The sequence below is a fragment of the Streptomyces sp. NBC_00775 genome (assembly GCF_036347135.1).
In the GTDB taxonomy this organism is placed as follows: domain Bacteria; phylum Actinomycetota; class Actinomycetes; order Streptomycetales; family Streptomycetaceae; genus Streptomyces; species Streptomyces lutosisoli.
Genome location: NZ_CP108938.1, coordinates 10,995,085 through 11,019,048 on the forward strand (window position 1 = coordinate 10,995,085; position 23,964 = coordinate 11,019,048).

Here is a 23,964-nt window from a genome sequence, read left to right on the forward strand (position 1 = left end):
AACCGCACGTGATCGAGGCGGAGTTGAAGGCCCGGGTCCACTCGCCCGAGGCGGTCACGAGACAGCTCGACGAGCGCGCCGAGGCGCGTGTCGAGGTGTACCAGGACACCTACTACGACCGGCCGGACGGCTCGCTGGAGAAGGCCGATCAGGAACTGCGGCTGCGGACCGTTCACGGCACGGCTGGTCCGCGAACGGCCAACGGCCCGACTGGTCTTCGGACCGTGCTCACCTTCAAGGACGCCGCGGTCGACGAGGGCTCCGGATCGAAGCCCGAGCACGAGACCCGCGTCGAGGACTCCCAGGCGGCGCATGCCATCCTGCGAGGCCTCGGCTACGTCCCGGCGATCGCCTTCGAGAAGCGGTGCCGCAACTACGACTTCGAGGCCCGCGGCCGGCAGATGCTCGCCACCCTTGTCCGTGTCCCTGAGATCGACGGGACGTTCCTCGAAGTCGAGACCTTCGTTGACGAGGACGACGTCGCGGCCGCACTGGACGACATCCGCGCCGTGCTCGCCGAACTCGGCATCGGGCCCGAGGATCTGACGCGCGAGCTGTACACGGACGCGGTCGCCGCGCAGCGTCGCTGACCCGAGACATAAAGAAAGTCCCTGCCCGAGGGCGGATTCCAGGGGTCTTCGCCGTGTTCAGCCGGTCCCGCTAAGACGCCCGGGTGGCTGCTCTCCGCAAGCGCGGGGATGGTCCCACGATCGCCACCGGCCTGCTGAAGACCCTGTCCTGCTCCCCGCACGCGCGGGGATGGTCCCTTGAAGATCTTCGGCTCCAGCGTGTTGTAGCGCTGCTTCCCGCTCGCGCGGGATGGTCCCATCGCCACGCTCATCAAGGACCGCGACGAACTCTGCTCCCCGCACACTGGGGATGGTCCCAGCACGGCGCCCAGGCCCGGGGGAGTGGTCACCTGCTCCCTGCATGCGTGGGGATGGTCCCTACGCGAAAGCGGCTCGCCCTGGGGCCGGTGGCTGTTCCCCGCACGGGCGGGGACGATCCCAAGGCCGGCGAAGCGCTGAAGGCCGCCGAGACTTGCTCCCCGCACGCGGGGATGATCCGATCGCCGGGTTCAACTGTTCCTACCTCCCGCTCTGTTCCCCGCTTGCGCGGGGATGGTCCCGGGGCGATCCCAGCGACCGGCCTGACGATCGCCTGCTCCCTGCACGCGCGGGGATGGTCCCGGGTCGTAGATCCAGGCCCGCCCGCTGTAGATCTGCTCCCCGCACGCGCGGGGATGGTCCCTCCACCGAGACCGACTTGTAGGTACCGGCGGCCTGCTCCTCGCCCGTGCGGGGATCATCCTCTGCAGCGGCTCGCCGCCCATCAGGTCGACGAGGCCTGCTCCCCGCATGAGCGGGGATGATCCCCTGCAAGTCCAGCTCGACGGCAAGGACACGCTCTGCTCCCCGCACTCGCGGGGATGGTCCCGGCCTGGTCTACGGCTACGGCGCCAAGGGCGACTGCTCCTCGCTGCGCGGGGATGGTCCCACGGGCAATGAGCTGGAGAAGTCCGCCGAGTTCGCGGCCGCGTGTGGTAGCGATAGGGATGTCTCAGTGCCACGGCGGAACGCCAGCAGGACGTAGGGCCAGACCTCGGCCTGTCAGGCAGGGCCGGCTCCGTGGGAAGATCGCGTGCATGGACCTGCCCGCACCTGAGGATCTGACCTCGCTCGTCTTGCGTACCGACTTCAGCAGTGCTGCGGCATGGGAGGCAGCGCGGGCCGCGATCGATGGCTCCGGCGAGCGCCGTCATGCGACGTACGTCAGCGATCACTTGTTCAACGGCGTGGGTGTTCAAGCGCTGGTCGACGCGGATGCAGCCGCTGACGATGATGACAAGCTCTGCTACCTGTTCATCGCGGACACGATCACCATGACGGACGATGAGCATCCCCTCCTGGCCGTCGATCTCCATGACGAACCCGGTCGGACGTTCCGGGTGCTGCCCCGCTGGTACGTCGACGTCTCCGCCAATCTCACGATCGCCAACATGGACTTCGCCGAGTTCGCCGACGCCGCGGACGCATCCGGCACGTTCCGCGACTTCGAGGGCGGCTGACCCGGCGCACCGTCTGCTCCTCGCACGCGCGGGGATGGTCCCGGGCAGACCTGCCCCGACGGGTACAGCTTCCACTGCTCCCCGCACGCGCGGGGATGGTCCCAACAAGGACATCCAGTCGAGCGAGCGCGTGGCCTGCTCCCCGCACGCGCGGGGATGGTCCCATGCTGCCCAACCGGCTGCACCGCGGCAGCCCCTGCTCCCTGCACGCGCGGGGATGGTCCTTCAACAACCACGTAGGGTGCTGCCCTGAGAGGCTGTTCCCCGCACGCGCGGGATGGTCCCACCATCAACCCCGGCACGACCAACGGACTGACCTGCTTCCCGCACGCGCGAGGATGGTCCCCGTACGCCTGCACCGGGTGCGGCTACGACGGCCTGCTTCCCGCACGCGCGGGGATGGTCCCCACGGCGCCTTGTCGGCGATGACCGCAATGAACTGCTCCCCGCACGCGCGGGGATGGTCCCCGAGGTGACCCCACCCATGCCCGAATTCACCCCTGCTCCCCGCACACGCGGGGATGGTCCCCGCCAGGTCCTGGTAGCGCTCCAGGACGATCGCTGCTCCCCGCACGTGAGGGGATGGTCCCATGATCGTGTTGATCGGGCCGTTGTAGCGGAGCTGCTCCTCGCACGCGCGGGGACGGTCCCGCGGTCCAGACCGCGTATGACAAGCACTTCGACCGCTCCTCGCATGCGCGGGGATGGTCCCGGTGACCTCGCGCACGGTTCAGGTACTCATCACTGCTCCCCGCACGCGCGGGGATGGTCCCCGCGCACCGCAGCTCGACGGCGCCTCTCTGTGCTGCTCCCCGCCCGCGCGGGGATGGTCCCTTGTGCGTCGTCGCGTCCCGGCGAGCCGGGTTCCGGAGGCCGGGGCCTGGTCCTGCCCGTCCCCGGAGCTCATGGGGTACGGGGACGGGCAGGTGCTGGGTGCTAGGTGCGCGCGGCGCGGTACGCCCTCCACAGCTGGTCCGCCTCCGCGCACCGCCGCTCTCCGTGCCCGCAGCCATCGCACGTGGTGGCGTGGGCGATGTAGGCGCGATACGCGGTCTGGATGCGGTTGTACGTGCCGCTGTCGGCGACCGTCTGCATGTGGCCGGGCGCGCTTCCCGAGTCGCGCCACTCTCGCCTGACGCTCATGACCTGCCGCCCTTGTGGGGGTGGTTGCGGATCTCGACGCTGCAGTCCGTCGCCTTGGACGGGTTCCCTGCGGCCGTGTGGTCGGTCCGCTGCCGGGCCAGCGCCTCGCAGACGATGGTGTCCCGCCGAGTGGTGTAGCTGGTCAAGGTTTGTGAACGCGCGGGTCTCTGCCCGGGGCGTGCATCCGCTGCCGCTGCTTGCTCCCTGAACAAGGGCAGGCCATCGCGCAAGTCTCCCTGGTGAACGGGCAGTTCAACCGGAGGAGTGCACGATGGCCTTGTCCCAGTCTGACCTGATGCGGCTGCTGGAGTCACTACGTACGGCCGACGGAGTTGAGACGATCAGGGTGTTGTGCGAGCGCATCCTGCAGGAGCTCATCGAGGCCGAGGCGACCGAGGCCATCGGTGCTGCCCCGGGCGAACACTCCGACCAGCGCACGGCCTGGCGCAACGGGCACCGCGACCGTCTGCTGACCACCCAGGCCGGCGACCTGGACCTGAAGATCCCCAAGGTGCGGACCGGGTCGTTCTTCCCCTCGCTGCTTGAGCGGCGCCGGCGCATCGACCGGGCGCTGTTCGCCGTGGTGATGGAGGCATACGTGCACGGCGTCTCGACCCGCTCGGTGGATGACCTGGTCAAAGCCCTGGGTGCGGACAGCGGGATCTCCAAGTCCGAGGTGTCGCGGATCTGCGGCGAACTCGACGCCGAGTTGGAGGCCTTCAAGGAACGGCCGCTGGACCACACGGTCTTCCCCTACGTCTTCCTGGATGCCACCTACTGCAAGGCCCGCGTCAACCACCGGATCGCCTCGCAGGCCGTGGTCATCGCGACCGGTATCTCCGTGACCGGCCACCGCGAGATCCTCGGGCTGATGGTTGGCGACAGTGAGTCGAAGCCGTTCTGGACGAAGTTCCTGCGGTCTTTACGGGCCCGCGGCCTGGACAACGTCCAGCTGGTCATCTCCGACAGCCACAGCGGGCTGGTGGCCGCGATCCGCACCGTCTTCCTCGGCTCGGCCTGGCAAAGGTGCCGAGTTCACTTCGTCCGAGACGTCTTCAGCGTGATCGAGAAGGGCTCGGGAGAGATGGTGGCGGCGACCATCCGCACCATCTTCGCGCAAACGACTGGCGAGGCCGTCCGCACCCAGCTGAATGTCGTGGCCGACATGCTCGGACGGCAGTTCCCCAGGTCAAGACGATGCTGCTGGACGCCGCAGTCGATATCACCGCGTTCCCGGACTTCCCGTCGGCCCACTGGAAGAAGATCTGGTCCACCAACCCGCTGGAGCGGCTGAACCGGGAGATCAAACGGCGGGCCGACGTGGTCCAGGTCTTCCCCAACCCCGCAGCCCTCGACCGGCTCGCCGCCGCCGTCCTGGCGGAACTCCACGACGAATGGCAGGTCTTCGACCGCCGCTACCTCTCCGAAGCCTCCATGGCCGAACTCCTCACGACGCAACCGGCCACGGACGATCAGTAGCTTCCACCACAGCAGAAACCGAATCAGCTCGACCAGTGACTACACCACTCGGCGGGACACCATCGGACGTTCGACCGGCGCGAACATCCGTACGGCAGCGCGACTCAAGGCGCCCGTTCACGCTCAGGCGTGTGAGCAGCCGGTTGGTGAGGCTGTCCGCAGGTGCTCTACCGCTCACAGCCTTCCCTTGTCACGCTGAGCCATGGAGTGGCTCAGTTCGGTACTGACACTGATCGGCGTAGCACTGGGCGTGACTGCGACTCTTGCCGCAGATCATCTGAGGTGGCAGCGGGAAGCCTCCCGGCAAAGGGTGTTGGACCTCAGACAGCTCTACGGCGAGTACCTGAGTAATCTGCATCAGGCGGGGGAAGCCCTGTGGGCGCTCGCGCAAGGCGACGACAGGACGCTGACGGCCGGGCGGGAACTGGCTGCCCGAGCCCGGGAAGTCTTTCGTGCAGCAGGCCTGTATGCGTCATTGGAACGGATCATGATCGGTGCTCCGGCTCCAGTTCAAGGTGCAGCCAACGATGCCTTCCACGCGATGCGTGACGTACGGGACCGCGTGGCAGAGGGCTTGCTCTACGGAACCCCCGAACATCGAGACGCCGAGAAGGCATGGGAGCTGCGTCGACGCGATCTACGAACAGCAATGCGCGCGGACCTTGAACGTCTCGACAGGTCCTGACTGCGAGGCTGTGCCGAGTAGAGCCCTGAGCGCTGGGCTTGGTGAAGTATGCAAGCCCGCTGGAGCGCCGGGCGCACGCGGCGGACCACCACTGTGTGGTCGGGGCGCCCGGCCGTGGGAACCCGACGAGGTCGGTCCTCTGCCGCTTCCCTGCCCACGACCTCGTCGTCGACAGGCGTATCCAGGAGCGAACCGCCCTTCGACGTCCCGCACGTGTCAGCTCTCTCTGCAAGGGCACCCCGCGGTGTTCTGCGCGTCCGCTCAGCTAATGGGCCCTCCCTAAAGCCGGGAAACATAATCGGAAGCTAAACGTGTCCGGCAATTGTGGGCCCAAATTATCCTTCCGAATAGTGGAGCCGGACGGGCAGTACGGCATATTTGCCGGAACGAGCCCCAGGTGCCAGTATTTCCACACCGCCCCGGACTGCTTTCGTAGCCCAGATGCTGCTTCTTGGCGCTGCCCGCGAGGTGGGTCCGACATCAAGGAGGAATCGTGGACATTCATTACACCGTCGGGTCACAGAAGACCGGGGATGGTGCAGAGAACCTGCCCGGCCAGGCGTTGCGGCGACAGGAAGCCCGCTCGCTGATCGACGCTGGGGCGACGAAGCGGGTCGCGCTGCAGGAAGCCATCTCCTTGGTCCGATTGGGAGTGGGCAGCCACTTGCGCGTCCCGCATGAGGAACATTTGAAAGACCCCAGGACCCGCGCTGTCGCCTGCGCGGAAGCTCTGGCTTCCGGGGCGTCGGTGACCATCGGGGGAGAGGTGGTCACGGCTGATCGCGGGTCGGCCGGTGTGCAGACTCGAGACTGGGAAGCGGCCTGTGAAGCAGCCCGTGAACGGCACCGGCTCCTCCCCCCGACCACAGGCTCTGCAGGGAGAGGAACGTACTTTTCTCCCGGCTGGCCAAACGGAAAAGAGTGCGCCCGCCTAGCGCATAAGCTCGTTTATGAAATGGGGTATCCTCAGTCGGAGGTCGCCCGCATCTTCGAAAGAATTGACGGATACGAACGGCCCACGATGTGGACAAAGCAGGGAATCAATCGAATTCTCCGTGAAGAATACGAAGGTGGGGAATCCCGCTTCAATACAGAGTCCGGCGCCACGTCACGCCGAGAAGGACACCTGCATCTGCTTGGAGGCCCCCTCAAAGTAATGGCGGTACTGGGCGATGAAGGCGCGGAGGCGGAAGCGAAGAGGTTCGCCGACGGCCTCGCCGAGCCACACTCTCTCGTTTGTCCGGTCGACCCCGGGCACCCGGAGCAGGCCCTGCCCAAGATCATGCAGACCATCATGGACCATGGCAGTTTCCGCACGCTCTATGTGACCAGCCCCAACGCAGTCTTCTCCTCGCGGATGCAGCGCAACGTGGTGTACGACTTGGCCCTCTTCCGCGGTGTGCAGGTAGTGGAGGACGGCACCCGGATCGATCCCGGGAAACACCACCGGCTTCTGCGCGAGGGAACGGAACTGTTCGCGGTCCTCCGGATCCGCGACAACGCCACCGTCGTCGAGGAATCCCGCTCCCGCGCCCACGCCTGGAAGACAGCGGCCGAACTGCACAGCCAGGGCTACTCATTCCGGGAGATCGCTGCCGTGCTCGATGAAGAAGCGATCCCGACATCGAGTGGCCGGGGAAAATGGAGCGCCAGCGCAGTTGCGAAGCTGCTGAGCTCCAAGCCGGAGGATGACCGGTGAGGAATCGGGGCCGCCCCGAACGCCAGCGTCGAGCACTTGGCTGTGCTCGACGGCTACCTGATCAGCGACCTGGCCACGGTTGTTCAGGAATCCGAGGGCACCGGCACCGAAGGTGCTGGCCAGACCGAGAGTGGCGGTGAGAGGAACAAGCCACTGATCGTTCATGCCGGTCATCCTGACCCGTGGGAGCCAGACACGGACACGGTCCCGCGCCGCGCCGGCGTCCCCGCCTACACACACGACCCGTTCCTCGTCAGTGACCGGTCGGCTGAGCCGCCGATCGTGGGCCGTGGGATTACGGTACGTGCTGCCCAGCCCCTTGACCAGCATTGCGAACCCCTTGTTTCGGCATGGATCGCATTCAAAGGATGCTCACGGCATGAAGCTGACATCGCCCAGGAGCACGGTCCGCGCTGGGTCTTCCTCGCTGCATGACTGAAGAGGCCAGCAGGATTGCCACCCGCCGCAACGACTGCATCCCCTTACGACGTCCGGCGGTGCGTGCAAGGTAGCTGGAATCGAGGAGGTGGTCCGGTGTGCCTGGTGGGTCAGGCGAGTGAAGCGATCTTCCGCAGGAGGGAACGCGGTTGAAGGCCGCGTTGCACCGAGAGTAGGTAGGCAGCAGGATTCCCGGCTTTCAGGACTTTGACCTGCTGTTTGTGCGTGTGGCGGGCGCCTACGACGGCGAGCGCCGCACCAACTGCCGTACCCGCCATGGGCTGACCGACGAAGCCGCCGACGACCGCAGGGCCGAAGGCGCTCACCACGGAGGGCATTTCGAACTTCACGTTGGCCAGGCCGTACACCGTGCCGATGCCTTGCGCTTTCATCGCGTCGCGCAAGGCACTCAAAGGAGCATCGAAGCGCTGCTCGACCGCCATCTGCACGTAGCTCTCGCGCGCCACCGCCAGCGTTACCCCGGCCAGCTCCTGTCGCAGCTCGTCTACGGTCTGGGACACGGCAGCGTTGAACGCGGCGAACTCGTCACGGTGATTCTCCCGCAACTTGACGATCTTCTCGACTGGTACGTTGTCCAGTCCGGCCGGCACGGCCAGACGGACGGCCAGCAGTCCGACCGCGTCGGCGAAGTTGTCCGGCTGGGCACTCATCGCCGTGCCTGTGGTGCCGAGCAGGGTCTCGGCGACCCGGTCGGCATCCCAGCCGGCCGACGCCAGGTGCGCGTCGGGCTGGTCCGTCGTGGGCGTGTACCGGCCCTGGCGGGCGAGCACTTCGACGAACGCACACGTGTAGACCCAGGCGAGCCCGGCATCCATCGCCATCCAGCGACCGTTCGTCAGGGAACGTCGCCCCCGAAACCCAGGACCTCGCCGCACGTCGGTTGCCAACCCGGAGTCCATGAGTGCCGCTCGCAGTTCGGGGGTGAACTCCTCCCAGTAGGCGGCTGCGACGCCTGGGCGTTCCGGTCTCGTGCCGTGGGTGTGCCTCGACCCGTGCCCGAACGAGCGCGGAGCCACTGGATCAAAGGGATTGCGCGTACGGCCGTCCCAGTCGTCCCACGCAGGCGACACACCGTATCCCGCTGTGTGTAAGGCCTCCGCGTGACGGGTGAGGACTTCGAGGAACATCGGTGCCACCTGTCGAGCGGGCTCCGCTGGATCCACCGGCTTGATGAAGCCGAGTTCCTCGCGCAGTACACGGGCGGTCCGCGAGTCCGACAACCGATAGCCGTCCGGTACGACTCGCGCCAGTTCTCGCCAGTAGAGCGCGGCCGTCTTCAACCATCGCTCGTCGCGGAAGTGGATGAACGGGTAGTACAGACCGATATGTGGCAGCATGACGACTCCTGACCGACGACCGCCCCCTCGGCGGTCCCGCCAGGGAACCGTAGTGGACCGAGGCACACGCGGAATGCCGGCCGGAGTGACGCCGTAACTACTCTGGTGCGTCGATTACTTGGGCGGTATGCGCCCTGTGAGGGCTTTCCAGTTCTGGAGAGCATCTTCCAATTCAGAGTCTGCGACCTTGCGATGCGGGTCCTGGCGGTTGCGCTGCCTTACAAGAGTGACCTCCTTGCGTGCCACCTCCTGTGCACGGGTGTCTGCCCGGGCCTCCTCCAGCTCTTGTTCAGCCTGCGTGAGCTGGCGCGGGATTCGGGTGTGCAAGCTGTTCTCGTTCGCGACGGCGTTCTGGACGGCCACGGTGAAGTCGCGCACCGCTTCCTCGTCGAATCGCTGCTGATCAGGCATCGCAGGTTGATGGTGAGGGTATTTCGCGCGGTGCACTCGTCCGGCGACATCGGTGAGATAGATCGAATGGTTTGTCTGGCCCGTGTCGAAGCGGGCGTCGAGACCGGCCAGCTCGATCGAGCGCGTTCCCGGTCCGGACGTCACCACGAGGACGTGCTGGAACAAGACGAGCTTGCCGAGACTGTCCAGTCTTTCGCCGGTGCCGGGATTGCGCAGCCTTGCAATCTGCTGCTCCAGCTGACGCAGCCTTCGCTCGTAAGCGGCCTGCGCCGAGGTGAGTTCGGCCAGCGCGGCTGACTCGGCCTCAGCCGCCCTGCGGGACAACTCACGCGCCTTACTGCGGGCAGCCGAAGCGCTCAAGGAGGTCTACTTCCAGGACGGCGGCCGCCGCGCCGGGAGCCTGGAGGAGGTGCGGTTCACAGACGTGGAACACCTGGAGTTCGACCTGTAGCAGCTATGTCTGGAATAGCCCGCGCCCTTGGACGTGATCCGGCTACCCGGAGTTCGTGCCTGCGTTACATCGCTGGCTCGGGGAGCGGATGACGTCTCAGGCCTGTGGCGGGTCAGGGTGGTGGGCGTGGATGGTGAGTCCGGTGATCCGGCCTGATTGGATGACTGGGCCGACAGCTCCTCAGGGAGGCGCACGGTGAGCTGGACGCCGGCCCCAGGCCGTTCGCGGCCTTCCTGGACGTCTCCGGCATATGGGCCCCGACCGCGGCGTTCACCGCTGCCGAGGCCCATATGCCCTCTGCCACCCAGCAGTTCGCAGCCCTGGCCGAACAGACCGCAGCCCGCCTTGTCCGTGGCCGCGGGCAAGGAGCTGTCGCCGGCGCAGTGCGTGTTGTACGCGGGCGTTGCCGGGCCCTGCGCTAGAAGGTCAGATTCCAGGCGTCGATCTTGCCTGTGTCGGAGGCGGCGTTGTCGTTGACGCGCAGCTTCCAGGTGCCGTTCGCGACCTCCGAGGAGGCGTTTACGGTGTAGGTCTGGGCGATGTTGTCGGCGCTGCCGCCGGCGTGGTTGTGCAGCGTGTAGACGCTGCCGTCCGGCGCCACCAGGTCGACCTTCAGGTCACCGATGTAGGTGTGCTTGATGTCCACACCCACCTTGAGGGTGGCCGGGGCGTTGCCGGTCACGCCGGTTATGGCGATTGGGCTCTCCACGGTCGCGTTGTCGTTGATGGCGAAGTCCGCGAGGTTCTCGAAGTACTTACCGGGCGGCGGGGTGGTCCCGACGGCCTTGAGGGCGTCGACTTGTCCTTCGCCGAAGAACGAATTGTTGGCCGTCGTGCCCGTGCAGCGGCTGTCCGAGGGGCAGGCGATGTCGTTGGCCTGGGCGGCCAGCTTGGCGCGGATCTGCGCCGGGGTGATGCCCGGGTTGGCGCTGGCGATGAGTGCCGCCACGCCGACCACGTGCGGGGTGGCCATCGAGGTGCCGCTCTTGCTGCCGTAGCCGCCGCCGGGGACGGTGGAGTACACGTTGCTGCCCGGCGCCGCGACGTCGATGACGTCCTGCCCGTAGTTGGAGAACGAGGCCTTGGTGACACCCGTGGCGTTGGCCGCGACCGTGACCACGCCCGGCAGCTCGGTCGGGATGTCGAGGCAGGCGTTGGTGATCGTGCGGGTGACCGGCGTCGAGTCGTTCGGGCTTGCGGAGTCGGTCGTCTTGTGGGCGAGGTCGTAGTTCTCGTTGCCCGCGGCGGCGATCTGGAGGGAGCCCTTGCCCTCGGCGTACTCCTGGGCGCGCTTGACGCCCTCGATGATGGCGGCCTGGTCGATGTTGTCCGGGCAGTTGAACTGCCACGGGTCCGTGTAGTAGCTGTTATTGGTGACCTTGAAGCCGTGGTCACCGGCCCAGACGAAGCCGCAGATGGTGTTCTCGGCGAAGAAGAAGGAGTTGCCCGGCTCAGCGACCCGGACCGCGGAGATCTTTACCCCGGGGGCCACGCCGACGACGCCCTTGCCGTTCTTGGCCGCGGCGATGGTGCCCGCTACGTGGGTGCCGTGCGTGTCGACGTCCCGCCAGGCGCCGACACGGGTGTCGGGCTTGCCGTAGGCGCAGGAGACTGAGTCGGCCGCGTTGAAGTTGGGCGCCAGGTCCTGGTGCTGGTCGTCCACACCGGTGTCCAGGATGCCGACTGTGACGGAGGCGGAGCCCGGGTTCACGGCCCAGGCCTGGTCGGCCTTGATCTGGCTCATGTCGGCCCGGAGCGGTTCTCCGGCCGGGGTCGAGGCCTGGGCCGGATTGGCCGGGAGCGCCGGGTTGTAGGCGTCGGCCGGGACGTCCGAGGTGCGCGTGGCGCCGACCTGCTGCACGCCGGCGACGCCGCGCATGGTGGCGGCGAATTCGCTGGACGCCGAGTGGGCGACGATCACGCCGATGGCGTCGAAGTTCGAGAAGACGGTGCCGCCGTTGGCCGCGATCGCGGAGCGGACCGCCGAACTGTCACCGGGGGCGGTGATCACGAGGTAGGCACGCGTGCCGGCCACCCAGGTCGCACTCTGGGAAGCCGGCACGGCGGCCGGAGCGTGGGCCTTGGCGGCTGGCGCGGGGGAGGGGTCGATGGGGAGCGTGCCCGCGAGGGCGCCCGGGGCGCCGAACGCGAGGGCGGCGCCGAGCGTGGCCGCCAGGACCAGCGTGCGTCTAGTCCGGCTGGATATGTGGGGTATCAAAGCGTCCTCCGGAGACGGCCCGGCCGTGCTGAGGGCACCGGCGGGGCCGTACGAAACGAGTGGTGGATGCAAGATGTCAGGCGCGTGCTCCCGTACGGAAGTACCTTTCTGTGCAGGGGCGTTATAGGGGAATGGCTGAAAAGAGACGTACTCCGGGCATCGGGGGGTCGGGATCCACCGGGAGCTCGGCGACGTCGACCGCGCCCTGGCGTACGCCGCCGACCTGGTGCCGGCCATCGACGGGGTGGACCGGCTGCTGGCGTGGTGGCTGACCGAGGTGCGCCCGCAGTTCGGTGACGAGCCCGCTGGCGGGCAGGCCGTGCTGCTGCCCAGCCGCCGGCACACCATCGAGGGCGGGCGGCGTCCGGCCTGTGCGGTCACCCTGCGCGACGGAGACCAGCGTCCGGAACCCGTCCCACTTGGGCTCCGCAGCGCAGCCCGGCCGTAGATCGGGCTCGGGCCCGACTGCGTCGTCTACGCGGCCAACGGCGAGAGCCCGCTGGACTTCCTGCCCTACCGGGAGGGCAAGCCGCTGCCCGGCGGCTTCAAGCTCGGCATCAACCGCGGCCTGGTCAAGCACGAGGGCACCCAGACCGTCCTGTGGGGTGAGGAGGTCCGAGAGCGGTTCAACGCGCCGGAGCTCAACCTCGCCCGGTACATCAAGGACGGCACCGTCACCGACGTCGACAGTGGAGAGTAGGAGTAGGCCACGATGAGCCTGTTCGGGGACGGCCTGGAGGCCGCGGTGCAGAAGGCGTTCACCCGTCCGGCACCCAAGAGCGCGGGTGCGCAGATGCGCTACCTGGTCAAGCAGCTCAAGGGCACGAAGGCGGTCGCCCAGATGCTGCGGATCTCCCAGCGCACCGTCGAGCGGTACGTGAAGGATCAGATCAAGAAGCCGCGCCCGGATCTCGCCGCGCGCCTAGAGCGCGAGGTGAAGAAGCGGTGGCAGCCGCAGATCCGGGCGAAGACCAAGGCGAAGGCAGCGTCCACGGGCGGCATTCATCGACACCCGTGCCCGCATGGGCTACACCGCGCCGATCGGGTCGACGGACCAGGACCGCACCCGGCACCTGACCGTCGCCCTGCCGCCTCGCTACGCCGCCCTGTCCTGGCTGGCCGGCTGCCGACGCCTGCACCGACGCTACGAACGGAAGCCGGAACACTTCCTCGCCTTCGTCGGCCTGGCGGCACTCCTGATCGGATACCGCCGCCTGACCAAGACGGTCAGGGCCTGAGCCGATTCTGCTGAGGATCGAAGCAGACCAGTCCCATCGAGTCCGCGAGGGCCGCTGCATGGGCAGAGACCTCCTCAGCCACGCTCCAACTCATCGGGAAGTAGACGAGCGGACCACCGGCCCCGCCGATCAACGGTCCTGCGGCCCAGGGCGAGGCGTCCTCCACATCTTCAGTCACGTCACCCCATCGCTCCACAAGCGCGGCAACGTAAGCCGCAATGCGCTCGGTTGGAGGATGGCCCACCTCTGTGTCCAGGTAGAGGTCGGTGAAGGCTCGGCCGGCGGTCCTGTCATCCGCCGGCTGCTCTCCTTCCCACACGGCCAAGTCGTAACTCATGCCCCGGAGGCTCACAGAACGCCCACTTAGAGGCCATCTCATTTGGCGAGTCTGCGGTAGCAGATGAGGGTGCAGGCGGAGATGTTGGTCGCACCCGCTCAGCCGGCCGAAGTGTTCTGTGTCGCCTCGCGTGCCTCGGTGAGGGCTCGCTGCCTGAGGTTGCCGCCGAACAACTGAATCGTGGTGGCGGCCAGGATGTCGTCCCTGCCGATGGTCCGCCCGTCCCCCCTGCGGGCGGACAAGGCCCGGAGGGAATCCTTGAGGAACGGGGGTGGGGCCGGTTCGCCCGACATCACTAGGGTGACCGTACCGAAACGATTGACCCCGCCCTCGCGGACGACCATGGCCGTGTCCCGGGCGAGGTCCGTCAGGAACACGCTCGCGATTCCGTCCAGTTCGCGGACCATCGCCGGGACGGCCGTCGCCCCCTGGCTCCACAGCAGCTTCTTGACCCCGGCCTCGAACCTGTGGGCGCCGACCACAGCACTCGGTTTGCGCGACCTGCTGCGCTTACGAGAAGGCATGATGACACCCTCGGCGTCGTACAGGACACCGGTCAGGCCTTGAAACGTCGGGCTGTGGTCGTACCACTTGTCCCCCACCTCGAGCTCGACGTTCCGGTCGATCGCCGAGAGAAGGTCCCCGGGAATCAGCTTCTTCCGGGCCTCCGCCGCCGCTCTCCTCGCGCCGTCGATGATCTCCGTCAGCACTGTCCGCGTCACCGACGCGGCGGCCCACGCGGCCGACCGAGAGACGTGCATCGGGGTCACGTCCCTGAACACCGCTTTGACGAGAGAAGGCTTGAACGGCGAGACATCCATGACCGAGGCGGTCTCGGGACCGCTGCGCTCAGGGCGTACGGGCTGTGCGGTCATCGGAAGGAACGCTCCCTGCTGTCGGAGTCATCAGAGGCCCACACTTCACCACGCAGACCCGCTCTCTTCGCCCATCCTCCGTCGAAGCGGCACCCGGTCAAGGGTCTGACGGGCACATCCCAACGGCCGGGCCGATGATTAGCCACCTCCCGCACGCCCTCGTACCGTGGCACCTGCGTCCCCCGTCCGGCTGTACCCCGTTCTCCCTGGCCCCTGCCACTGAGGAGGAGCGGCCGGTGAAGCGCACGCAGGACGACAAGTGGGCGGCCAACCTGCGGGGCGGCGAAGGCGTTCCACGCCCGCGGGGGCACTTGAACGTGCCCCGCAGGGCCTGCGGCAGCAGATGAGGGTGCAGTCGATGCTGGTGAAGGCGAGGAAGTGGTCGGCTTTGCGTTCGTAGCGTCGGTGGAGGCGGCGGCAGCCGGCGAGTCAGGCCATGGTGGGTGCTCTACGGTCCAGCGGTGGCGGCCCAGTCGTCCGGCTGCCCACCCCGGCCCTCCAACCACGGCGGAACCGGCATCGCGTCACGCACAACTGCCCACTCCGCGTCCGTCATGTCGGAGGGATACCTCAGCCGCCTGTGCGGCCGATCCCCCGCGTTCCCGAACCGATGAGCGAGGCAATCACACTCACGGGCAACCGAGTTGGACGATGCGGGACACACGGCGGAAGACTGCGACAACAGGGCCCCCTGTTGCTCGGTCGGATTTGAACACCCACAAGCTGTGCAGGAGGCCCTGTCTCCATGCGCGCACGGCTAGGAGACCACCCAACCGGGCGACAGGCGTAGAAGTCGCGCTCGCCTGGATCGGTAGCAGATGCCTTGCTATCGGTCCAGGCCGCAGGCAGCCTCGGCGGCCGTGAGCCACCCGAGGTACCAACCAGCGAAGTCCGACAGAGACCCGCCAGCGTCACGTATCGGATGCAGATCCTTGCCGTCGGAGCGCGGGTCACGCCACATTCGGCCGCGCTCCGATCCCGTGACAACCAGCCAGGCCGTCAGCCCGCAGCCCTCATCACACAGGCAAAGCGCCCCGGCAGTGAAGCGCGGGTCGTACTGCACATCTGCCAGACGCTCCTCCCACGCCTCAAAGGCTGCTTCGAGATCGGCGAGGTCGTCGAACTCCTCCCTAAACGGCCGCTCGGCCAGGATCCCTGCCGCTGTCTCCGGATCCGCCCCTCCCGGAAACACCTCGGCAACCACGCCCGGCTCGACCTCCTCAGGGGCATCTCCGTTCCAGCGCCAACCGCCGGAACCCTCGCGCCGCACCGGAAAAACGCCGTAAGCCGGGCCAGCCCCGCCAGCTCCGACGTGCAGCAGGAACGAGCGATAGTCCTCGGGCAGCTCAACACCCAACCACGCCTCGAGATCGGCTACCTCGGCCGCCGTCAGAGGTACATCGAGTGCAAAGCCGTGCCCCATCGCCCCGAACACCTTGTCGCTGCCCGGGACTGCGGCCAGAGCCAGAACCCGCTCGCGTACCCCGGTCCAGTCGGTCATAGCGCCCGACCCTATCGGCTGCCGCCCACCGCCCATGCTCAGGCCTGGCGTGCGCCGGCAGCCAGTCCTGGGTGGGCGAGACCGATTGGATTCGACACCCACGAACTACAGAGGAGGCCGCGCCTCCATGTTCAGCCAGCCAGAAGATCACCCGACCGATTCGGCGACCTCGAACTCACGCCCATCGAGATCGATAGAGCAACGACCACTCAACAAGCAGGCGATTCGCGTTGTGCGACGCGGGCCTTGAAGCGAGCGGTGTAGGCCGTGAGGTGACGATCTGCGAAGTAGTCGGCCTGCCAGTTGTAGGGGAGAACCTCCCCGTCGGGCCAGACGCAGGCCCATCCCGTCAGGCCCTCCGCGAGAGTGATCTCGCGAAGGTCGTATCGGTCGTCCTCGAAGTCGTCGAGGATCTTCCACTCGGTCGGCGTCAAGTCCTCCATGAGGAGGCCGGTCGCGGTGGCCCCTGGAGCCGCGACCAGGCCGGGGTAGACCCGGCGTTCGAGCGCGGCGGCGCGCCATCCGGGCGCGGCCGTTGGCCTGCCAGATGGTATTCGACCGATCAGTGCTTCCAGGACCGTCGGGAATTGCAGCGTTCCATATACGAAGAGAGCGCCTGGCTCGGAGGCCAGACGATCCCGGGAGCCCGCGGTCAGCGCGACCGGGGCCTCAGAGTGAGGGTGGCGCATACAGGTCTTCCTTGATCAGCTAGAGGGCAGGAACATTGCGTCGTAGACGGGGCTCTCCGGCGCGTGCTTGATCTATCCCATCATGCTGTAGCCCCAGCGAAGGTATGCATCGTGGGCAGGCTGGTTGTCGATGATGCAGGTGAGAGTCGTGATCGTCTCCGCGCGTCCGGCGATGATCGTGTCGTGCAGCTGCCTGCCGAGGCCCTGATTCGTGCGATTGGGACGCACCATCAGCTCTCGGAGCCAGAAGATCTGTCCGTCCTCGGCCGCACGACGGAGTTCTTCAGGGCGGTCGTCGCCGAGTGACACCCACCAGGCCCTGTCCGACGCCAAGGTCACGCCATGGACGTAGCCGATGATCTGCCCGTCCTGGCTCGCGGTGACGGTCTCGAAGCCGGGCATGTCGAAAGCAGCGAGCAGACTGTCACGGTACGACTGGACGGAGAAGAACGGGTCTCCGATGTACGGAGGCACGTTGTACACCTCCGCGTAGACGTCGACCAGCTCTTCCAAGACGGCCTTGGCCGTAGTCCCGTCATGCCGCTGAAACTGCGCGTCCACTCTGTGCGACTTCCCTTCAATGCGATGATCACGCGACGCATTCGCGGATCTGTTCCAACGGGTCCCGTACCTCGCTGCTGCGGTGGTGCGGGGCCAGTCCATCCCGGACGATCGTCAGCTGCTGGACTGTGCGCGCCGAGCGCATGCCGCCCTGGATCAGCCGGAGCGACTCCGCTGCCGCGTCGACGCTGTGGTTGAGATCTCCGGTCGACAGAGCGGCGGCGGACAGCCGGCCGAGGCACATCCCCCGGTTCCGGGAATGCGCAATGTCCTGCAACGCCTCGGATCGTGCGAGGAGCTTCTGTGCCCGGAGGTTCTGTCCGAGGTCGAGTCGGCACATTCCTTCGAGGCATACCAGTTCGGCCTCGTTGAGGAAGGTCGTCCAGTCCGGGTCGCGGTCGTCCAGCCCGCGTTCCCATTCCTTCCAGGCGCGCCGGATGCTCGCCTCGCAGGAGATGTCATCACCCACCGTCGCGTGGCCCTGGGCCTCTCGGATAGCGAGGAGCGCCGCTACGCGCGGCGGCGCGGACCATTCCTGGGCGTGAGCCCGTGCGAGCCGCGCGAAGCGTACGGCCTCCCTGCCCTTGCTCAGGTCCACGGCCTGGCGCGCCATGTTGCTGAGGGTGCGGCTGGCAAGCGCGTCGTCGCCCGTGAAGTTGGCAGTGTTCAAGGCTTCGGAGAAGTAGGCACGGGCCTCCGCTTGGAGTCCGGCGTCGTAACAGAACCAGCCCAAGCTGGTCGTGAACTTTCCGGCAACAGTGTGGAGTTGTCGGCCGAGCTTGTCGTCGTAGATGCCACGGTCGATCATCTGATGGACCCACATCAGGTGAGCGCGGGTGGGTCGCCACAGGCGATTTCCGCCGAACTGCTGGTCGATGGCGTCCATGTCGTCAGCGGCCGTGCGTAGGAGTTCGACTTCGGCTTCGCCGATCCGCCACTCTGATGCGCTGGCTGAGCCGGTGCCTGGGGACATGAGCCATGGAAGGCTCTGGCTGGCGGCTGGGCCGGCCATGCGTAACACCCCGCCTCCCTGCCCTCGCAGGCGGTCAGCGGGGGCCGAAGGCGACCGGCTTCAGTGTGGAGCGGCAGCCGAGGGCGATTGGGCCCGAGCCAGCCCGCATCCACACTGACGACTCCCTGAACGCTGGCTCGACGCATCCGATCACCGCGCAGGACGCCCGCGCGGCGCTGCTCGACCCGATGGTGCAGGCATGCGGCTTCTGCCGACCGGACACGGAGCTCGGCATCGATCTGGACTGAGCTGGACGGGGGCTGGCCAGCCACTGCGGCACCCTGCCCGCTGATGTGTTCGGCCTCCCCTTCGGGGAGGCCGAACCACGCAACTGATCAGCAGGCAGGCGATTCGCGTTGTGCGGCGCGGGCCTTGAACCGAGTGGTGTAGGCCGCGAGGTGACGGTCTGTGAAGTAGTCGGCCTGCCAGTTGTAGGGGAGGACCTCCCCGTGGGGCCAGAGGTACGCCCATCCCGTCAGCCCCTCCGAGAAGGTCGTATCGGTCGACCTCCAAGCCGTCGAGGATGAGGACCAGCGAACGCTACCGGTCCATTACATGATTCCCTTCCAGCGCCACGGGCGCGGAGTTGCGCGGCCGCGCAGACAATTCACGCGGTACTGCGCCTCGGCGCGCCACTCCGGCCGCGTCGCGGCGTGCTGGGCCGCGTATGTAGCCATCCTCAGCTCCCTTGCCCCTGCGAGTAGTTCGTAACCCTCCCACTGCGTCACGTCGGCACCGTAGAGCGAGCAGAATTCGGCGTACTCGGCTGCGGACACCGCGCCGGTCGTGGTCATCTTCACCGCTGTTGAGACGAGGTCCCACTCTGGTGGCCCGACGGACACTCGCTCGAAGTCCATGAGCCTGGGCCCCGCGTCGGTACCAGCGACGTTGCCCACCCACGCGTCACCGTGCACGACGCACTCGGGCAGCCCGGCCGGTCGCTGGTTCCACCGCTCGCTGAGTTCGGCACGTCGACGGTGTAGCCAGGCGCGATCGTCATCCGACAGGGTGGTGGCCGCGTCGATCCGTTCGGCTATCCGCACGAACGGATCCAGACGGCCCAGTGTGAACTTGGGAACCGGAAGGGGGTGGAGCCGCTTGAGAAGGTTCACCACGTCGAGGACGGTGCCGTTCTCGTACGGCGGTAGCTCCTCCCAGAACGTCACCGGCCGGTCCTGGGGCTTGACGGGCTGATCGACCGGCAGCGCACGAACAGCAGGCACCTCGTTCTCTGCGAGCCAACGAGCTACGCGGACTTCGCGGACTGCGGCCTCCCACTGCCCGGGGCGCGCGATCCTTACGATCACACCCTGGTTGGGGAGGCGCCAGATCTCGTTCTCGGCGATGCGTAGCGGCTCGGCGCCCGCCGCGTCGAATCCTGCCTCGGCGCAGGCGTCCTCCAGGATCGAGCGGGACGCGTTGACCGAGATCGCCATGCCTGCAAGGTAGCGGTGATCCGATCGCGCAGGTAGGCCGCTTCTTGCAACTGACGGTGTTGGCCGGCGAAACGTCCGAGTTCCTTGAGATCGTCGGCGGCACGTCGAGAGGTGAGGCGCCCCACGTCGTCGAGAGCCCGGTGCCCCAGCGCAGTGGCCTGGTGGGGGTCGCCCGTTGCCATCTCCAGGCTGGCCCATTTGGTGCACGAGATCGCGCGCGAGCGTGCAAAGTCGTTGCCGTGACCGGCGACCGCGATTTCGAACCGGCGACCGGCTTGGCCAGGGTTCTGGCCGGCGTTGATCGACAGATCGAAAAGCGCGTGAGCGGTGTCACCATGGTGCTGCGCCTCGTCGTAGTACGCCATCCACGGGGGGTCTACTGCTGGGTCCCGCTGGGCGAAGGCGTCGTCTGCCGCGCCGACCGCGGCAATGGTGCCCTGAACGTCGCGCATCTTGCCGAATGCTCGGGCTCGCGCGCTATGCAGCATGGCCCTCTCGGTGGCCGTGATCCGATCCGACCGGACCAACCCCTTCTCTGCGTACGTCAGGCCGCTGTCGGGGTCTCCGATCCAGATCGCCTGTCGTGCCAGGAAGGAGAACGTCTTGGCGCGCAGGTGCCAGTCGCCGGCCTCCTCCGCGCACTCAGAGGCAATCTTGAAGGCGACCCTGGCGTCGTCGTGGGCGTAGGCGTCGAAGTGCGATGCGCCGACCACGATGCCCAACCGGGCTACTGCTGCCTGGAGTTCACTGACGAGCGCCTCTGGGCAAGGGATGGAGAGCAGGCCCACGGCCCACTCCATGGCCCGGCTCGCGAGGACACCGACAAGGCCACCGCCGCCGTGGGCGTTGTCCCCGCGGTGGATGTCGTCCGCGGCCTTGAGGATCTGCGCGATCTCCTGTGGCCGGATGCGGGCAGGAGGCTGCGGCGGAGCTGTCGGAGCGACGAGGGAGGCAAGGTCTATCGGGGCGAAGGCAGCCAGGCTGCTGGCAGCCAGGAAGGCGCGACGGTCCACAGGCGCAGAGCTCCCAGATGGTGATGGGGTATCACTGCCCAGGATGCGGTCTGTTCGGGCAGGAATGGCCACCTCCGCCCCCTGGCGGAGCCTCTTGTCGGCATCAGCCCTCTTTTTATCGGCATCAGCCGACCCGAAGGCCATGGGCCAGGACTCGGTGAACAGGCCATCCGTGCCCAGGACTTCGTCGAGCAGTTCTGCCAGTTGAAGCTGACAGCTTCGGTACTTCCCCAGCTCGATGTTCAAGATCATGTCATCGCTGACCTGCACTAACTTGCCTAGGTCTTTGGCCGTCAGCTTCTTCTGTTTGCGATGCTTCCTGAGCATGTAGCCGAACCATGCCTGGGGAGAGGCCCCGGGATTGAGCGTCTTTTCTGGCTGCGGCATTCATTGCCCCCGTCCCCGTGATGCCGATATCTGAAGTTCTCGGCATCAGCTTCTGCACGGCGTCCTTCCGGCCTGACTGAATGGTTGTTGACCGGTTCCGCTCCAGTACACACCGCAGTCGGAACTCGTAGACGAGGTTTCGCCACAACGAAGTGGATCCCTTTCTGCCGCACCGACCGCAAGCTCCGCCACGGCCTGGACGGCCAGCGGGCCTGCCGCGCCTGCTACGAGAAGTTCCGCCTCCTGCCCTGCTCACGCTGCGGGCGAACCAAGCCGGTCGCCACCAGGACGGTCAACGACCAGCCACTGTGTCACCCCTGCACCCGAGCCGACCCGGCCAACCACGAGCCCTGCACCAGCTGCGGACGTACCGCCAACATCGTTCGCCGCAACGGTGACCAGCGACCTTGCGGACGGTGCTTCCGGCCGCCGACAGCCGTCTGCGCGGACTGCGGCCGGACCCGGCCCTGCCACTTCGCCCAGAGCGAGGCGCCACGCTGCGAGGCGTGTTCCAACCGACTGCGGCCGCCCCAGACGTGCTCCCGCTGCGGCAACGAACGGTCGGTGAAGGCCCGGTTGCCCGACGGCGGACCTCTCTGCCACAGCTGCATTCGGGTTCCGGTGACCTGCCACATCTGCGGCAGGTCCAAGCCGCTCACCGGACGCGGACCGAACGGGGAAGCGCTCTGCCGGGTTTGCTACGACAAGCACCCCATCGCCAGACGCCACTGCGTCCAGTGTGGTGTCCTCGAACGCCTCTATCACCACGGGCTCTGCAACTCGTGCGCTCTCGAACGGCAGTTGATCGGCCTGCTCGGCGGGCCGGACGGCATCATCCGACCAGACCTGGAACCGGTGCTCCAATGCTTACACCAGGGCGATCCCCTCTCTCTTCTCTACTGGCTTCGTGAACCCGTTCCGCGACGCCTGCTGGCTGCTCTCGCCGCCGAGAAGGGGCCCGTGACGCACGACCTTCTCGACGGCCTTCAGCACCCGGTCAAAGCGGTCCGGCACCTGCGGGCGGCCCTGGCTGCCGACGGTGTTCTTCCGGCTCGCGACGAGCGCCTCGCCGAACTTGAGCGCTGGCTGCCCCGGGCCGTCGCCCGAATCGCGGACCCAAGCGAGCGCCAGGTCGTCCGCGGCTTCGCCATTTGGCACCACTTGCGGCGGCTCCGGCGAGACGCCGAGAATCGGCCCGTCACGCTTCACCAATCGGTGGTCGTCCGCCGTGAGGTCAAGGCCGCAATCCGGCTGATCGAATGGCTTCGGGCCCGCAGTACGAGCCTGGCTACCTGCACCCAGCACGACATCGACGACTGGCTGGCCACCGACATCTGGGTCCGCTACCTCGCCCGGACCTTCCTTGTTTGGGCAGTACGGAAGCGCCACGCTCACCGCGTCCTGATCCCGATCCCGCCCAAGGACGCGTCGATGGTCATCATTGAGCAAGATCAACGATGGGCCCACGTCCGCCGACTCGTGAAGGGAGACGGGGTCGACACTGCCACCCGCGTCGCGGGCCTTCTTCTCTTGCTGTTCGCACAGCCTCTGAGCCGGACTTCCCGGATCCGGCTCGACCAGGTCACCCGCACAGAGAACGGGGTTGCGCTTACGCTCGGGTCCTACCCGACCGACCTGCCGCCGCCGCTGGACTCCCTCGTGTTGGAGCTCGTCCAGCAGCGGCACGGCTACTCCATCCTCGGACGCAGTGACGGTCACCCATGGCTCTTCCCTGGGATTGCTGGCGGACAACCGATCAGTAGCCGTCAGCTCATGCGCAAACTCACAGCTTTAGGAATCCGGGCTCGGCCCGCCCGCAACACCACGCTCATGGAGCTCTCTGCCGAACTCCCTGCTGTCGTAATCAGCCGCCTGCTCGGACTACACATTTCTCGGGCCGAGAAGTGGACCAAGGAGGCAGGCTCTACAGGCGCTGACTACGCTGCCGAACTCTCCCGCCGACAGACACGCGGTCAGTCCTAGTAGACGGAGCCTGGAGACATGGTGCTTCTGGGATTTCAGCGCCAAAGTGACGTCAATGTGACGTTCATGTATGGCCGGTCTCGGCGATGGTGCCATCGAGGATGCTGAGCCACGACATCGGTGTACCTCATGCCACCGGACTACACCCACCCACGCGTTCTCGTCGCCCAAACCGAAAAAATCTCAGTAGACCTCGGGGAGTACGACCGGACGGACTTCGTCCGCCGCTAGGCTGGTACGCAAGGATAGGCTCGCGGCCTAGGGAAGGCCAACGTCAGCTACACAACCTGCCGACTAATTCCCACAACCTGAAAAATTATCGACCCGAATCGATCTTACGGCTGTCGTCAGCGGATCGACGCGAAGGCGCTCTGGATCGAAAAGGGAAAAGAATTTCATCTCTCAGTTGAGAACGGAGAGCTGATGGCTCGATACGATGCCGACGATCTTTACCTGGATACCTACGGCGAGTTCTCACGATACGGTGACCAACTGGGCGACTCCTACGAGGCATCGCGGCGCAGCGACTTTACCCAAGCCGCCGAGATGGCCATGCTTTTTGTCTTTGGGGGAATCGCAAATGGTCTCCTCTCATGGCTAGGGGAGAAACTGGGAGATACGACGCGATCTCAGATTCAAAGACTTCAGTTTCTTCGAATCTCCGAGGAAAGTACTGAGAGATCGGAACTCGCCGAGGACGACGTCATCGAGGTCATCCCATTTCTAGGCCAGGGCCTAAAAGAGCTTAACGACGAGCAGGTCGAGCAGCTCGTCGGGCTTCTCGCGACGGGGCTCACTGAACGAGGTTTCACGGAATCTACTGCCCGCACCCTTGCGTATGGAACCGTTGAGCGGATTAGAAAATTTGGGCGCGACAATGGCTGAGCCCACACCAGAGATACCGGCTCCCGTAAATCTCTCGGTTCTATACTTATGGGCGAATCCAAGGTGTTCCGCAGATAGGGCCCGCCGAGGGAATGCC

22 protein-coding genes and 7 pseudogenes are annotated in these 23,964 nt (G+C 66.7%); 13 read left to right on the forward strand and 16 right to left on the reverse strand.

Annotation, left to right across the window (positions count from 1 at the left end; genetic code table 11):
- The first annotated feature begins 8 nt into the window (after positions 1 to 8).
- A complete protein-coding gene (cyaB, locus tag OIC96_RS49310; RefSeq protein WP_330301583.1) occupies positions 9 to 590 on the forward strand; it encodes a class IV adenylate cyclase in 582 nt (193 codons plus the stop codon).
- A gap of 1,055 nt (positions 591 to 1,645) precedes the next feature.
- The gene (locus OIC96_RS49315) at positions 1,646 to 2,068 is read left to right on the forward strand and encodes a DUF6924 domain-containing protein (RefSeq protein ID WP_330301582.1); all 423 of its coding nucleotides are present in this window, start codon (positions 1,646 to 1,648) and stop codon (positions 2,066 to 2,068) included.
- Between the two features lie 936 nt (positions 2,069 to 3,004).
- On the opposite strand, the gene OIC96_RS49320 is transcribed toward OIC96_RS49315, so the two are convergent.
- Positions 3,005 to 3,211, reverse strand: coding sequence for a hypothetical protein (locus OIC96_RS49320; protein WP_330301581.1), 207 nt, complete (start codon positions 3,209 to 3,211; stop codon positions 3,005 to 3,007).
- The gene (locus OIC96_RS49325) at positions 3,208 to 3,357 is read right to left on the reverse strand and encodes a hypothetical protein (RefSeq protein ID WP_330301580.1); all 150 of its coding nucleotides are present in this window, start codon (positions 3,355 to 3,357) and stop codon (positions 3,208 to 3,210) included. The genes OIC96_RS49320 and OIC96_RS49325 overlap by 4 nt, the downstream gene beginning before the upstream one ends.
- Positions 3,358 to 3,482: 125 nt before the next feature.
- On the opposite strand from OIC96_RS49325, the pseudogene OIC96_RS49330 reads away from it, so the two are divergent.
- The 4 genes and pseudogenes from OIC96_RS49330 to OIC96_RS49345 all read left to right on the forward strand — a co-directional run bounded on the left by OIC96_RS49330 (position 3,483) and on the right by OIC96_RS49345 (position 7,509).
- A pseudogene (locus OIC96_RS49330) lies at positions 3,483 to 4,690 on the forward strand (IS256 family transposase).
- A 202-nt stretch (positions 4,691 to 4,892) separates the two neighbouring features.
- Positions 4,893 to 5,375: a hypothetical protein gene (locus OIC96_RS49335; protein ID WP_330301579.1), complete on the forward strand. Its 483-nt coding sequence runs from the start codon at positions 4,893 to 4,895 to the stop codon at positions 5,373 to 5,375.
- 493 nt (positions 5,376 to 5,868) lie between these two features.
- Positions 5,869 to 7,074: a hypothetical protein gene (locus tag OIC96_RS49340; RefSeq protein ID WP_330301578.1), complete on the forward strand. Its 1,206-nt coding sequence runs from the start codon at positions 5,869 to 5,871 to the stop codon at positions 7,072 to 7,074.
- Positions 7,075 to 7,110: 36 nt separating this feature from the next.
- The gene (locus OIC96_RS49345) at positions 7,111 to 7,509 is read left to right on the forward strand and encodes a hypothetical protein (RefSeq protein WP_330301577.1); all 399 of its coding nucleotides are present in this window, start codon (positions 7,111 to 7,113) and stop codon (positions 7,507 to 7,509) included.
- A 113-nt stretch (positions 7,510 to 7,622) separates the two neighbouring features.
- Here the strand turns inward: OIC96_RS49345 and OIC96_RS49350 are convergent, their stop codons facing one another.
- Positions 7,623 to 8,870 (reverse strand): DUF6236 family protein, encoded by a 1,248-nt coding sequence (locus OIC96_RS49350; protein WP_330301576.1) that lies wholly within the window; start codon positions 8,868 to 8,870, stop codon positions 7,623 to 7,625.
- A 114-nt stretch (positions 8,871 to 8,984) separates the two neighbouring features.
- Positions 8,985 to 9,641 (reverse strand): hypothetical protein, encoded by a 657-nt coding sequence (locus OIC96_RS49355; RefSeq protein ID WP_330310427.1) that lies wholly within the window; start codon positions 9,639 to 9,641, stop codon positions 8,985 to 8,987.
- Between OIC96_RS49355 and OIC96_RS49360 the strand changes: the two are divergent.
- A pseudogene (locus OIC96_RS49360) lies at positions 9,625 to 9,732 on the forward strand (telomere-protecting terminal protein Tpg); the annotation flags it as partial. The gene OIC96_RS49355 and the pseudogene OIC96_RS49360 sit on opposite strands and share 17 nt — an antisense overlap.
- 418 nt (positions 9,733 to 10,150) lie before the next feature.
- On the opposite strand, the gene OIC96_RS49365 reads toward OIC96_RS49360, so the two are convergent.
- The gene (locus tag OIC96_RS49365; protein WP_330301575.1) at positions 10,151 to 11,950 is read right to left on the reverse strand and encodes a S8 family peptidase; all 1,800 of its coding nucleotides are present in this window, start codon (positions 11,948 to 11,950) and stop codon (positions 10,151 to 10,153) included.
- Positions 11,951 to 12,176: 226 nt separating this feature from the next.
- Between OIC96_RS49365 and OIC96_RS49370 the strand changes: the two genes are divergently transcribed.
- The 4 genes and pseudogenes from OIC96_RS49370 to OIC96_RS49385 all read left to right on the forward strand — a co-directional run.
- Positions 12,177 to 12,398, forward strand: a complete 222-nt coding sequence (locus OIC96_RS49370; RefSeq protein WP_330301574.1) for a hypothetical protein — start codon at positions 12,177 to 12,179, stop codon at positions 12,396 to 12,398.
- A gap of 15 nt (positions 12,399 to 12,413) precedes the next feature.
- Positions 12,414 to 12,650, forward strand: a pseudogene (locus OIC96_RS49375) (telomere-associated protein Tap); the annotation flags it as partial.
- 12 nt (positions 12,651 to 12,662) lie between these two features.
- A pseudogene (gene tpg / locus OIC96_RS49380) lies at positions 12,663 to 13,056 on the forward strand (telomere-protecting terminal protein Tpg); the annotation flags it as partial.
- Positions 13,057 to 13,188 (forward strand): annotated as a pseudogene (locus tag OIC96_RS49385) (IS5/IS1182 family transposase); the annotation flags it as partial.
- Here OIC96_RS49385 and OIC96_RS49390 read toward each other — a convergent pair.
- From OIC96_RS49390 to OIC96_RS49420, 8 genes and pseudogenes are all read right to left on the reverse strand, one after another.
- Positions 13,178 to 13,525 carry a hypothetical protein gene (locus tag OIC96_RS49390; protein WP_330301573.1) on the reverse strand — a complete coding sequence of 116 codons (348 nt, stop codon included), beginning with the start codon at positions 13,523 to 13,525 and terminating at the stop codon, positions 13,178 to 13,180. The pseudogene OIC96_RS49385 and the gene OIC96_RS49390 sit on opposite strands and share 11 nt — an antisense overlap.
- A gap of 98 nt (positions 13,526 to 13,623) precedes the next feature.
- Positions 13,624 to 14,400, reverse strand: coding sequence for a hypothetical protein (locus OIC96_RS49395; RefSeq protein ID WP_330301572.1), 777 nt, complete (start codon positions 14,398 to 14,400; stop codon positions 13,624 to 13,626).
- Positions 14,401 to 14,730: 330 nt separating this feature from the next.
- A pseudogene (locus OIC96_RS49400) lies at positions 14,731 to 14,873 on the reverse strand (IS5/IS1182 family transposase); the annotation flags it as partial.
- Positions 14,874 to 14,878: 5 nt separating this feature from the next.
- A pseudogene (locus tag OIC96_RS50145) lies at positions 14,879 to 14,974 on the reverse strand (IS5 family transposase); the annotation flags it as partial.
- Positions 14,975 to 15,226: 252 nt separating this feature from the next.
- Positions 15,227 to 15,901 (reverse strand): SMI1/KNR4 family protein, encoded by a 675-nt coding sequence (locus OIC96_RS49405; RefSeq protein WP_330301571.1) that lies wholly within the window; start codon positions 15,899 to 15,901, stop codon positions 15,227 to 15,229.
- Between the two features lie 209 nt (positions 15,902 to 16,110).
- On the reverse strand, positions 16,111 to 16,590 hold the full coding sequence (locus OIC96_RS49410; protein ID WP_330301570.1) for a gamma-glutamylcyclotransferase family protein: 480 nt from the start codon (positions 16,588 to 16,590) through the stop codon (positions 16,111 to 16,113).
- Positions 16,591 to 16,662: 72 nt separating this feature from the next.
- On the reverse strand, positions 16,663 to 17,151 hold the full coding sequence (locus OIC96_RS49415) for a GNAT family N-acetyltransferase (RefSeq protein WP_330301569.1): 489 nt from the start codon (positions 17,149 to 17,151) through the stop codon (positions 16,663 to 16,665).
- Positions 17,152 to 17,179: 28 nt separating this feature from the next.
- Entirely contained in the window at positions 17,180 to 18,037 is an 858-nt protein-coding gene (locus OIC96_RS49420; protein ID WP_330301568.1) for a hypothetical protein, read from the reverse strand.
- Positions 18,038 to 18,129: 92 nt separating this feature from the next.
- Here OIC96_RS49420 and OIC96_RS50150 point away from each other — a divergent pair, with 92 nt between their 5' ends.
- On the forward strand, positions 18,130 to 18,411 hold the full coding sequence (locus tag OIC96_RS50150) for a DUF6233 domain-containing protein (protein ID WP_443058526.1): 282 nt from the start codon (positions 18,130 to 18,132) through the stop codon (positions 18,409 to 18,411).
- Positions 18,412 to 18,714: 303 nt separating this feature from the next.
- Here the strand turns inward: OIC96_RS50150 and OIC96_RS49425 are convergent, their stop codons facing one another.
- From OIC96_RS49425 to OIC96_RS49435, 3 genes are all read right to left on the reverse strand, one after another.
- The gene (locus OIC96_RS49425; RefSeq protein ID WP_330462183.1) at positions 18,715 to 19,569 is read right to left on the reverse strand and encodes a phosphotransferase enzyme family protein; all 855 of its coding nucleotides are present in this window, start codon (positions 19,567 to 19,569) and stop codon (positions 18,715 to 18,717) included.
- Positions 19,467 to 20,999, reverse strand: coding sequence for a helix-turn-helix domain-containing protein (locus tag OIC96_RS49430; RefSeq protein WP_330301567.1), 1,533 nt, complete (start codon positions 20,997 to 20,999; stop codon positions 19,467 to 19,469). Before OIC96_RS49430 ends, OIC96_RS49425 begins: the two co-directional genes overlap by 103 nt.
- Positions 21,000 to 21,866: 867 nt before the next feature.
- The gene (locus tag OIC96_RS49435; protein ID WP_330301566.1) at positions 21,867 to 22,685 is read right to left on the reverse strand and encodes a hypothetical protein; all 819 of its coding nucleotides are present in this window, start codon (positions 22,683 to 22,685) and stop codon (positions 21,867 to 21,869) included.
- A gap of 720 nt (positions 22,686 to 23,405) precedes the next feature.
- Here OIC96_RS49435 and OIC96_RS49440 point away from each other — a divergent pair.
- Complete coding sequence (locus OIC96_RS49440; RefSeq protein ID WP_330301565.1) at positions 23,406 to 23,867, forward strand: hypothetical protein; 462 nt, start codon at positions 23,406 to 23,408, stop codon at positions 23,865 to 23,867.
- Positions 23,868 to 23,964 lie beyond the last annotated feature (97 nt).

Excerpts from the sequence above, each read along its gene's own strand:
- OIC96_RS49315 (WP_330301582.1), top strand. The coding sequence starts at position 1,646 with ATGGACCTGCCCGCACCTGAGGATCTGACCTCGCTCGTCTTGCGTACC.
- OIC96_RS49320 (WP_330301581.1), bottom strand. The coding sequence starts at position 3,211 with ATGAGCGTCAGGCGAGAGTGGCGCGACTCGGGAAGCGCGCCCGGCCAC.
- OIC96_RS49335 (WP_330301579.1), top strand. The coding sequence starts at position 4,893 with ATGGAGTGGCTCAGTTCGGTACTGACACTGATCGGCGTAGCACTGGGC.
- OIC96_RS49350 (WP_330301576.1), bottom strand. The coding sequence starts at position 8,870 with ATGCTGCCACATATCGGTCTGTACTACCCGTTCATCCACTTCCGCGAC.
- OIC96_RS49390 (WP_330301573.1), bottom strand. The coding sequence starts at position 13,525 with ATGAGTTACGACTTGGCCGTGTGGGAAGGAGAGCAGCCGGCGGATGAC.
- OIC96_RS49395 (WP_330301572.1), bottom strand. The coding sequence starts at position 14,400 with ATGACCGCACAGCCCGTACGCCCTGAGCGCAGCGGTCCCGAGACCGCC.
- OIC96_RS49405 (WP_330301571.1), bottom strand. The coding sequence starts at position 15,901 with ATGACCGACTGGACCGGGGTACGCGAGCGGGTTCTGGCTCTGGCCGCA.
- OIC96_RS49410 (WP_330301570.1), bottom strand. The coding sequence starts at position 16,590 with ATGCGCCACCCTCACTCTGAGGCCCCGGTCGCGCTGACCGCGGGCTCC.
- OIC96_RS49420 (WP_330301568.1), bottom strand. The coding sequence starts at position 18,037 with ATGGACGCCATCGACCAGCAGTTCGGCGGAAATCGCCTGTGGCGACCC.
- OIC96_RS50150 (WP_443058526.1), top strand. The coding sequence starts at position 18,130 with ATGGAAGGCTCTGGCTGGCGGCTGGGCCGGCCATGCGTAACACCCCGC.
- OIC96_RS49430 (WP_330301567.1), bottom strand. The coding sequence starts at position 20,999 with ATGCCGCAGCCAGAAAAGACGCTCAATCCCGGGGCCTCTCCCCAGGCA.
- OIC96_RS49440 (WP_330301565.1), top strand. The coding sequence starts at position 23,406 with ATGGCTCGATACGATGCCGACGATCTTTACCTGGATACCTACGGCGAG.